Source organism: Streptomyces silaceus, from assembly GCF_001419745.1.
Taxonomy (GTDB): Bacteria; Actinomycetota; Actinomycetes; order Streptomycetales; family Streptomycetaceae; genus Streptomyces; species Streptomyces silaceus.
Genome location: NZ_LIRJ01000003.1, coordinates 1 through 10438 on the forward strand (window position 1 = coordinate 1; position 10438 = coordinate 10438).

Consider the following 10438-nt stretch of genomic DNA (forward strand, 5'->3'; position numbering starts at 1 on the left):
GTACGGGGAACGGGAGCGCGACGGCAGCGGCGGGTTGCGCCGCGACGGGGGCCGTCACGTCGGTCACCGGGGCCGTCACCCCGGCCGACGCCTCCTCCGGGGCGGCCTCGGCCGCCGCCTCGGCCAGCCAGTCCGACCGCAGGTGTTCGGACAGCTCCGTCAGCGTCGGCCGCGCGAAGAACTCCTCCAGCGGCACGTTGACGCCGAAGGCGTCCTCCACGACGGCCACGATCTTCATTCCGCTGAGCGAGTCGAACCCGTAGTCCACCAGAGGACGGTCCGGGTCGATGCGCTCGTCCAGCTTCAGTACGCGCTCCAGGAGTTCACCGAGCCGACCGGTGACCGTGTCACCGGCGGACGCGAGCGGGGCGGACGCGAGCGCTTCGGCAGCCACCGCGGAGGCCGCTCCGGAAGCCGCCTCGGAGACCTCCCCGGGAGCGGTCGCCGCCGGTGCCGTCTCCGCGCGCGCCTCCACGTTCTGCGCGACCAGCACGTGCTGGCCCAGTTCCGCACCCTCGGCGCCCAGCGCCCTGACGTTCGCGTACCCCTCCTCCTCCAGGAGGCGGAGCCAGCTGTCGGGCGCGGCGAGCGGGGAGTTGGGGATGCGGAGTTCGCCGTCCTGGAACGCCCACCAGCCCTCCATGACGCCGCCGCCCAGGGTCAGATAGGGGCGGATCGAGGTGAGTTCGTTGAGGATCAGCAGCCCGCCGGGCTTGAGCAGTTCCTTCATCTTGCGCAGGGTGGTGCGCAGGTTCCGCGTGGCGTGGACGACGTTGGTGGCGAGGACCGCGTCGGCCGATCCCGGCGCGAAGTCCTGCTCGGCCAGGCCCCGTTCCAGGTTGAGCAGCTGGAACCGTACGTAGGGGTGGTGCGCGGCGAACCGCTCGCGGCCGTACTCCAGGAAGCGCGGGGAGATGTCGGTGAAGGTGTAGCCGACGCGGTCCGGGTGCCCGGCGAGCGCCGGGAGCACCTTCTCGCTGGTGGCTCCGGTGCCCGCGCCCAGCTCCACGACCTGGAAGGTCTCACCGGCCGCCGACTGCGGCAGGCGGGCGTCCAGGTGGCCGCGGACCGTGTCGGCGACCAGCAGGTTGAAGAAGTCGGTCAGCGCATTGCCCTGGTACAGGTCCTGCACCAGGTCCATCGAGGAGTCGGGGAACATGACCTCGGTGCCCACCACCTCGCCGCGCAGCAGCGCCGGGTACGCCCGCAGGAACTCACGGTTGAGGCAGGCGGTCGGCGCGACGTCCGGGTGTCCGGTCACGACGGCCGCGAAGTCGGCCTCCCAGCGGTCCGCCGCCGTCACCCCGCCGTCACCGTCGACCGCCGCGGTGGCGGTGAAGGTGTCGCCGTCACGGGTCAGGAAACCGTGTGCGGCGAGGAGGTCGAGGATCGCCAGGTGCAGCCGCCGGAACTTGTCCCGGATGCCGAGAGCGCCGCGCAGCTCCTCGCTGCGGTGCCGCTCGCCGGGGCTCCGGAAGGCGCCCATGCGCTGGTAGACACCGAGCAGCCCGGAGACCGAGACGGCGTCCAACTGCGCGTATCCGGCGAGGACTTCGACGACGGCGTGGTCGACGCGGGGACGCCCGTCGGCCACCACCTGGGCCTCGGCCGCCCCGGGCACAGCGGCGTGGACCGCCGCGCCCCGCCGCACGTCGGCCGCCGGAGCCGTCACGGACACCGGGCCCGCCGCGACGGCCTCACGGACCCCGGCGGGCGGCTCGGGGATCCACAGGCGCTTGCGGGCGAACGGGTAGCCGGGCAGCTCGATCCTGCGCGCGGCCGGGTCCGCGAGCGCCGACCAGTCGACCTCGGCCCCCGTCACCCAGCGCTCGGCCACCGCCGTCAGGTCGCGGCGCGCCACGGCCTGCCGGAGCGCGGCGGCGTCCCCCTCGGAGAGCCGGGCCCCGGCGCGGGCGGCGGCCCGTCCGGTCGTGACGCTCCCGGCGGCCTGCGCGCCCGACGCGTACGCGGCGAGGAGCCGCGCGGCCTCGGCCGTCGTCGTGGCGGAGAGCGCGAGCCGGAACTCGTGGGCCGTACGGCCGGACTGGAGCGTGTGGGCGACATCCGCGAGCCACGGGCCCGCCGCGTCACCGTCCTCCGTGTCGGCCGCCGGGTCGACGGCCGCCGTACGCGGCATCAGGTCGGCCACCGCGTCGGCGAGCGCGCCGATGGTGTCGGCCGTCAGGGCGGCCTCGGGCAGCCGGTCGACGCCCAACTCCTGTGCCAGCAGGGCGTGGTAGCGGGCGCGCTCGGTCACGCCGAAGCCGCAGTCCACGAGGTCGGTCGCCAGGTCGAGGGCGGCCGCGTCCAGGCCGGCGAGCTCGGCGGCGAGCCGCAGGCCGAGGCGCCCGGCGGCGGCCGCCGCCTCCTGGGGCGTGAGGGCGGGCGCCTGGTCCGCGACGCGCGGCGCGGCGCCGCCCGTCAGGAAGGCGGCGACGTCCGCCGCGTATGCCCGCAGGCGTTCCTCGCTCTTCGCGGAGAGGACGAGGAGCTGCTCCTGGCCTTCGTCGGTCACGGGTCGTTCTCCGTCGTCGGGGCCGGTCGGCAGGTGTTCCTCCACGACCAGGCAGGCGTTGGCGCCACCGGCGCCGAAAGAGCTGATGACGGCGCGCAGCGGCAGTTCGCGCGCGGTGCCGTCCGGTGCGGGCCGCTCCTGCCGCGTCCAGGGTTCGCGGGTCTGCTGGACCGCGAACGGCGTGGCGGCGAAGTCGATCTCCGGGTTGGGCTCGGCGGAGTGGAGCGAGGGCACCAGGGTGCGGTGGCGCAGCTGGAGCAGGACCTTCGTCAGACCGGCGATGCCGGCCGCCGACTCCAGGTGGCCGATGTTCGTCTTCACCGAGCCGACCGAGATGGTGGGCCGTGGCGTCCGGTGTGCCGGGTCTTCGGCGGGCCCGCCGAAGACGTCGGTCAGGCCGGCGATCTCGATGGGGTCGCCGAGCAGCGTGCCGGTGCCGTGGGCCTCGACATAGCCGATGGTGTCAGGGGCCACGCGGGCCCGGTCGAGGGCGCCGCGGACGACCGCCGCCTGGGCGGAGGCGCTCGGCACGGTGTAACCGCCCGCGTCGCCGACCGCGTTGACGGCCGAGCCGCGGATGACGCCGAGGACCCGGTCACCGTCGGCGAGCGCCGCCGAGAGGGGCTTGAGCAGGACGGCTCCGACGCCCTCGCCGTCGACGAACCCGTCCGCACCCGCGCCGAACGCCTTGAGCCGGTCGTCGCGCGAGAGCATCCCGGCCTGCGCGAGGCCGCGCAGGTGCTTGGGGTGCAGGATCAGGTTGACGCCACCGGCCACGGCCGCGGCGCACTCGCCCGCGGCGATGCTCTGGCAGGCCAGGTGGATCGCGGTCAGGGAGGACGAGCAGGCGGTGTCGACCGCCATGCTGGGCCCGGTGAAGTCGAAGGAGTGCGAGACCCGGTTGGCGATCGACCAGTGCCGGGAGTACGCCTCGGTCGGCACGCCGCGCGCGTTCGCGGCGCCGCTCATCCACTCGTAGTCGCTGCCCATCACGCCGACGAACACGCCGACCGGTCCCCGGGCGGCGAGCGCGGCGGGCGGGCAGCCCGCGTCGTCCAGGGTCGCGGCGGCGGTCTGCAGGAAGAGGCGCTCCTGCGGGTCCATCGCCTCGGCCTCGGCAGGCGAGATCTGGAAGAACAGCGGGTCGAACGCGTCCACGTCGTCGATGAACCCGGCCCACTTGCTGTACGCGCCGGTGGTGCCCGACGGGTCGAAGTGGGCGTCGGCGTCCCAGCGTTCGGCGGGCACCTCGCGGACGCAGTGGCGCGCGGCGGCGAGGTTGTCCCACAGTTCGCCGACCGTGGCGGCCAGCGGGTAGCGCCCGGCGACGCCGACGATGGCGATGCGGTCGTCGGTGCTCTCCTCGGGCTCCGGCGCGGCGGTGGCGACGGCGGCCGTCGGCTCACCGTCGGACAGCTTTCCGGCGATGAAGCGGGCGAGGGCGCGCGGGGTGCGGTGCTCGAAGACCATGGTCGCGGGCAGCCGGAGCTTCGTGCGCGCGCTGAGCTTGTTGCGCAGCTCCAGTGCGGTCAGCGAGGTGAAGCCCAGGCGCAGCAGTTCGGCGTCGGGGTCGATGTCGTCGGCCGACCCGAACTTGAGGGCCGCCGCGACCTCGCCGCGCACCAGTTCGGCGACGACGTCCGCGCGGTCCGCTGCGGGGACCGCGCGCAGCCCCTCGCCCTCTCCCGTGGCGACCGGCGCGCCCGACGGTGCGGCGACCGATGGGCGGGGGCGGCGGGCCGGTGCCGGGGAGCGCAGCAGCGGGGGCAGCGTGCCCGCGGCGGACCGGGCGGCCTCGCGGTCGAGGCGGACGGGGACGAGGTGGGCGCGGTCGGTGCCGAGCGCGGCGTCGAGGAGGGCGAGGCCCTCGCCGGTGGCGAGCGGCAGGACCCCGGCGTCGCCCAGGCGGGCCAGGTCGGCCTCGTCGAGGCGGCCGGTCAGGGCGCTGCGCTCGGCCCACAGGCCCCAGCCGAGGGAGAGCGCGGGCAGGCCCTGGGCGCGGCGGTGGTGCGCCAGCGCGTCGAGGACGGCGTTGGCGGCGGCGTAGTTGCCCTGGCCCGCGGTGCCCAGGGTGGCGGCGACGGACGAGAACAGCACGAAGGCGCCCAGGTCGAGGTCGCGGGTCAGTTCGTGCAGGTGCCAGGCGCCGTCGGCCTTGGCCGCGAGGACGGTGTCCAGGCGCTCGGGCGTCAGGGAGCCGATCACTCCGTCGTCGAGCGTGCCGGCGGCGTGCAGGACGGCCCGCAGCGGGCGGTCCTGCGGAAGGGCCGCGAGCAGGTCGGCCAGCGCGGCGCGGTCGCCGATGTCGCAGGCGGCGGAGGTCGCCGTCGCGCCCAGCTCGGTCAGTTCGGCGGCGAGCGCGTCGGCGCCCTGCCGGCTGACGAGCAGCAGGTCGCGTACGCCGTGCTCGGCGACGAGGTGGCGGGCGACCAGGCCGCCCAGGGTGCCGGACGCGCCGGTGATCAGCACGGTGCCGTCGGTGGGGAGCACCGGACGCTCCGCGGGAGGCGCGGAGTCCTCGGTGCCGCGCGTGGCGGCCGCCGTGGCTGCGGTCGGCTTGGCGCGGACCAGCCTCGGGGCTCGTGCCTGCCCCTCACGTACGGCGAGTTGGGGCTCGTCGGAGGCGAGCAGGGCCGGCAGCAGGCCGGTGAGCCCGTCGGCGTCCCTCGCGGACGCGCTGTCGAGGTCGACCAGCACGATCCGTTCCGGGTGCTCGGTCTGGGCGGAGCGGACCAGGCCCCATACGGCGGCGGCCGCGGGGTCGGTCTCCTCGGCGTCGCCCGCGTCGGTCGTCACGGCGTGCCGGGTCACCACGACCAGGCGCGCGTCGTCGCCGGTGTCCGGGTCGGCGAGCCAGGAGCGGAGGTCGCCGAGGACGGCGGAGGTCACGGTCCTGACCCGGTCGGGCAGTTCGCCGTCGGCGGCAGGGCAGCGCAGGACGGTGGCCTCGGCGGGGACCTCGGTGCGCGCGGCGTCCAGGTGGAGGGGGACCCAGTCGACGTCGAAGAGCGCGCTCCGGCCCGCTTCGAGGCTGACGCCGTCGAGGGGGCGCAGGGTCAGCGACTCGGCCGCAAGGACGCCGCGGCCCGCGCCGTCGGAGAGGCGCAGGGCGACGGCGCCGCTGTCCAGCGGGGTGAGGCGGGCCCGCAGCCCGGTCGGTTCGGCCGCCGCGTCCGCGTCGAGCCAGCGCACGCCGGTGAACGAGAACGGCATCGCGGGCGTCGTCCTGAGGTCCAGGGCGTGCAGGGCGGCGTCCAGCAGCGCGGGCCGGACCGGCTCGGGCAGGGTGACCTCGGCGTACAGCTCGTCGCCGTGCCGCCACAGGGTGCGCAGGCCGCGGAAGCCGGGTCCGTACTCCAGGCCGCGCTCGGCCAGATCCGCGTACCACGAGGTGAGGTCGACGCGTTCGGCTCCGGGCGGCGGCCAGGGCACCGGGTCCTCGGTGCCGGCGTCGCCCTCGGTGTCCAGGAGCGCGCCGGTGGCGTGCAGCTGCCAGTCGGACTCCGGGGCGCGGGCGTGCAGGCGCAGCGGACGGGAGCCGGCGGTGTCGGCCGTGCCCAGGGTCAGCTGGATCTCGACCTCGCCGCGCTCGGGGATCAACAACGGCGCCTGGAAGGTGAGTTCGTCGACCGTGCCGCCCGTGTGCAGGGCCATCTCCAGCAGGGCGGTGCCGGGTACGACGACCTGGCCGCGGACGCGGTGGTCGGTGAGCCAGGGGTGGCTGCGCAGGGAGAGCCTGCCGGTGAGGACCGTCTGTCCGCCGTCGGCCAGTTCGACGGGGTCGTTCAGGAGCGGTCGAGGCGCCTGGAGCCAGTACGGCATCGTCTCGAAGGCGTAGGTGGGCAGGTCCGCGGCGCGGGCTCCGGTGCCCTCGAAGACGGGCCGCCAGTCCACCGGGACGCCGTGGGCGTGCAGGCGGGCGATGGACAGGTGGAGCTGCCGGGTGGCGTCCTCGTCGCGGCGCAGCGAACCGACCACCAGGGCCGGGGAGTCGGCGTCCTGCGCGGTCTCCTCGACGCCGAACGCGAGGACGGGGTGCGGGCTGCACTCGACGAACGTCCGGTGCCCGTCGGCGAGGAGCGCGTCGACGACGGGGGCGAAGCGGACGGTGGTGCGCAGGTTCTCGTACCAGTAGGCGGCGTCGAGGCCCGCGGTGTCCAGGACCCGCCCGGTGACGGTGGAGTGGAAGGGGACGGAGCCCGTGCGGGGCGTGATGTCCGCGAGGTCCGCGAGGATCCGGTCGCGGATGCGCTCGACGTGCGCGGAGTGCGAGGCGTAGTCGACGGGGATGCGGCGGGCGCGGATCTCCTCGGCGGCGCAGTGCGCGAGCAGGTCGTCCAGGGCGGCCGCCTCGCCGGAGACCACCGTGGAGCGGGCTCCGTTGACGGCGGCGACGAAGACGCGCCCCTCCCAGGGCGCGAGCAGGGCGCGGGTGGCGTCCTCCGGCAGGGCGAGGGAGACCATGCCGCCCGCTCCCGCGATCTCCAGGATGGCGCGGGAGCGCAGGGCGACCACGCGGGCGCCGTCCTCCAGGGAGAGCCCGCCGGCGGCGCAGGCCGCGGCGATCTCACCCTGGGAGTGGCCGACCACGGCGGACGGGACGACTCCGGCCGCCCGCCACACCTCGGCGAGCGAGACCATGACCGCCCACAGCGCGGGCTGCACCACGTCGACCCGGGCCAGCGCGGCCTCGTCGTCCAGGACGTCGCGCAGTGACCAGTCGACCAAGCCGCTCAGGGCCTGTTCGCACGCGTCCATCCGCGCGGCGAACACCGGGGAGGACGCGCGCAGCCCCCGGGCCATGCCGACCCACTGCGAGCCCTGGCCGGGGAACACCCACACCACACCGGACTCGGGGGCGACGGTTCCTTCCACCACCTCGGGGGCCGACTCGCCCGCCGCCAACGCGGCGAGACCGGTGAGGAGTTCGGCGCGGTCCTCGGCGACGACGAGCCCGCGGTGGTGCAGCGCGGCACGGGCCGTCAGGGTGGCGTGTCCGACGTCCAGCAGGCTCGCCTCGGGGCGGGCCTCCAGCCACTCCTTGAGCTGTCCGGCCTGGCGGCGCAGCGCCGTGCCGGTGCCGCCCGACACCAGGACCGGCACCACGGCCGGGGTGCGCGGCTCCGGCGCCTCACCACCGGTCTCCCCCGCCTCCGGGGTCTGCCCGGCGGGCGCCTGCTCGATGATCACGTGCGCGTTCGTGCCGCTCGCGCCGAAGGCCGACACGCCGGCGCGGCGGGGACGGCCCGTCTCGGGCCAGGCCCGCTGCTCGGTCAGCAGCTCCACCGCGCCCGAGGACCAGTCCACGTGCCGCGACGGCTTCTCGACGTGCAACGTCCTTGGCAGTACGCCCTGTTGGAGGGCGAGCACCGTCTTGATCACACCGGCGACACCGGCGGCGGCCTGCGTATGGCCGATGTTGGACTTCAGCGACCCCAGCCACAGCGGGACGTCCCGCTCCTGGCCGTACGTGGCGAGCAGCGCCTGCGCCTCGATGGGGTCGCCCAGCCTCGTCCCGGTGCCGTGCGCCTCGACCGCGTCCACGTCCGCGGCGGTCAGCCGGGCGTTCGCCAGGGCGTCGCGGATCACCCGCTCCTGCGACGGGCCGTTGGGGGCCGTGAGACCGCTGGAGGCGCCGTCCTGGTTGACCGCCGAGCCGCGCAGCACGGCGAGGACGCGGTGGCCGTTGCGCCGCGCGTCCGAGAGGCGTTCGAGGACGAGGACGCCCACGCCCTCCGACCAGCCCGTGCCGTCGGCGGTGTCCGAGAACGCCTTGCAGCGGCCGTCCGCCGAGAGGCCGCGCTGGCGGGAGAACTCCACGAACGTCGTGGGCGTCGCCATCACCGCCACGCCGCCGGCCAGCGCCAGCGAGCTCTCCCCCGACCGCAGCGACGCCGCCGCCAGGTGCAGCGACACCAGCGACGACGAGCACGCCGTGTCCACCGTGACGGCGGGGCCCTCGAACCCGAACGTGTACGAGACGCGGCCGGACGCCACGCTCGGCAGGCTGCCGGTGAGCAGCTGCCCCTCGAACCCGCCGGCGGCGCCGCCCAGGCGCGAGGAGTAGTCGCCGTACATCACGCCCGCGAAGACGCCGGTGCGGCTGCCGCGCAGGGTGGCGGGGTCGATGCCCGCGCGCTCCAGCGCCTCCCAGGACGTCTGCAGGAGCAGCCGCTGCTGCGGGTCGGTGGCCAGCGCCTCGCGGGGCGACATGCCAAAGAAGCCGGCGTCGAACTCGGCGGCGTCGTGGAGGAATCCGCCCTGCCGCGTGTAGCTGGTGCCGGTCCGCTCCGGGTCGGGGTCGTACAGGCCCTCCAGGTCCCAGCCGCGGTTCTCCGGGAACCCGGACACGGCGTCCACGCCGTCGACGGCAAGCCGGAACAGCTCCTCGGGCGAAGTGGCGCCGCCGGGGAACCGGCACGCCATGCCCACGATCGCGACCGGCTCGTGGCGGGACGGGCCCGCCTCCGCCTCGGCCAGCCTCCGGCGAGTGTCACGCAGCTCGGTCGTGACCCGCTTGAGGTAGTCGAGCAGCTTCCCGTCGGTCATGGTTCAGGGCCTTCCCAGCTCATCGTCGATCAGAGAAAAGAGTTCGTCCGCGTCGGCCGCGGCGATCTGCTCGTCATGCAGGGGCTCCGCCGGCCCTTCGGGCTCCGGTCCGGCGGCGACGGTCCCCAGGAGCGCCAGCAACCGGTCGGTGACGTCCGCGCGCAGCGCGTCGTCGCCGACGCCGCTCACGCTCCGTGCGAGCCGGTCGAGGTCGGCGAGCACGGGGGCTCCGTCCGGGACACGGGGGTCCGGTGCGACGGCCGGGACTTCCGTTCGAACACCCGCCTGTGGCGGCGCCGTTGATGCCTGCGGGTCCAGGGCGAGCCGCCCCAGCAGATGCCGGGCCAGCGCGGCCGGGCTCGGATGGTCGAAGGTCACCGTGGCGGTCAGGGTCAGACCGGTCAGGGTGGAGAGGCGGTTGCGCAGCTCCAGGGCCGTCAGGGAGTCGAAGCCCAGGTCGGTGAAGCCGCGGTCGGCGGGCACGTCCGCCGAACCGGCCCTGCCGAGAACGGTGACGATCTCCGCCTGCACCAGCCTGCGCAGGGTCAGCTCCCGGTCGCGGTCGGGCAGCGGCAGCAGCCGCTCGCGCAGCGACTGGGCGCCGCCCCGCGCCTGGTCCGCCCGCACGGCCCTGGCGGGCGCCAACTGCCGCATGAGGAACGGTGGTTCGGTGTCGCGGAGGGCGGCGACGTCGAGCCAGGCGGGCACCAGGTGCGGCCGGTCGGCGCCGAGGGCGAGGTCGAGCAGGGCCAGACCGTCGTCCGTGGGCAGCGGCCGCAGGCCCATCCGCAGCATCCGCTGTCTGTCGGCGTCGTCGAGCCCCTCGGTCATGCCGGTGGCCTGCTCCCACAGCCCCCAGCCGAGAGCGAGCGCGGGCAGTCCGGCGCCGTGCCGGTGCTGGGCGAGCGCGTCGAGGAACGCGTTGCCGGCCGCGTAGTTGGCCTGGCCCGCGAAGCCGACCGTGGCGGTCACGGAGGAGAACAGCACGAACGCCGACAGGTCCAGGTCCCGGGTGAGTTCGTGCAGATGCCAGGCGGCGTCGACCTTCGGGGTCAGCACCGCGTGCAGCCGCTCGGGCTCCAGGGTCAGCGTCGAGGCGTCGTCCATGCGCCCGGCGGCGTGCACGACGGCCCGCAGGGGCGCCGCCGCGGGAACGTCCGCGAGGAGTCCCGCGAGGGCGGCCCTGTCGGTGACGTCGCAGGCGGCGACGGTGACCGAGGCGCCCCGCGCGGACAGGTCGGCCACCAGGTCGTCGACGCCGTCGGCGGCCTGCCCGCGTCGGCTGACCAGCAGCAGACGGCGTACGCCGTGGTCCGCCACCAGACGCCGGGCCACGGTGGCGCCGAGACCGCCGGTGCCGCCGGTGATCAGGAC

Annotated in this window: 2 protein-coding genes; both read right to left on the minus strand. The window is 75.6% G+C overall.

From position 1 onward, the window contains the following. Positions 1-9064: type I polyketide synthase (locus AOK22_RS00310; protein WP_157872123.1), on the minus strand; the 9064-nt coding region annotated here is incomplete at its 3' end. A gap of 3 nt (positions 9065-9067) precedes the next feature. Next, the coding region (locus tag AOK22_RS00315; protein WP_157872124.1) for a type I polyketide synthase at positions 9068-10438 on the minus strand (1371 nt) is incomplete at its 5' end.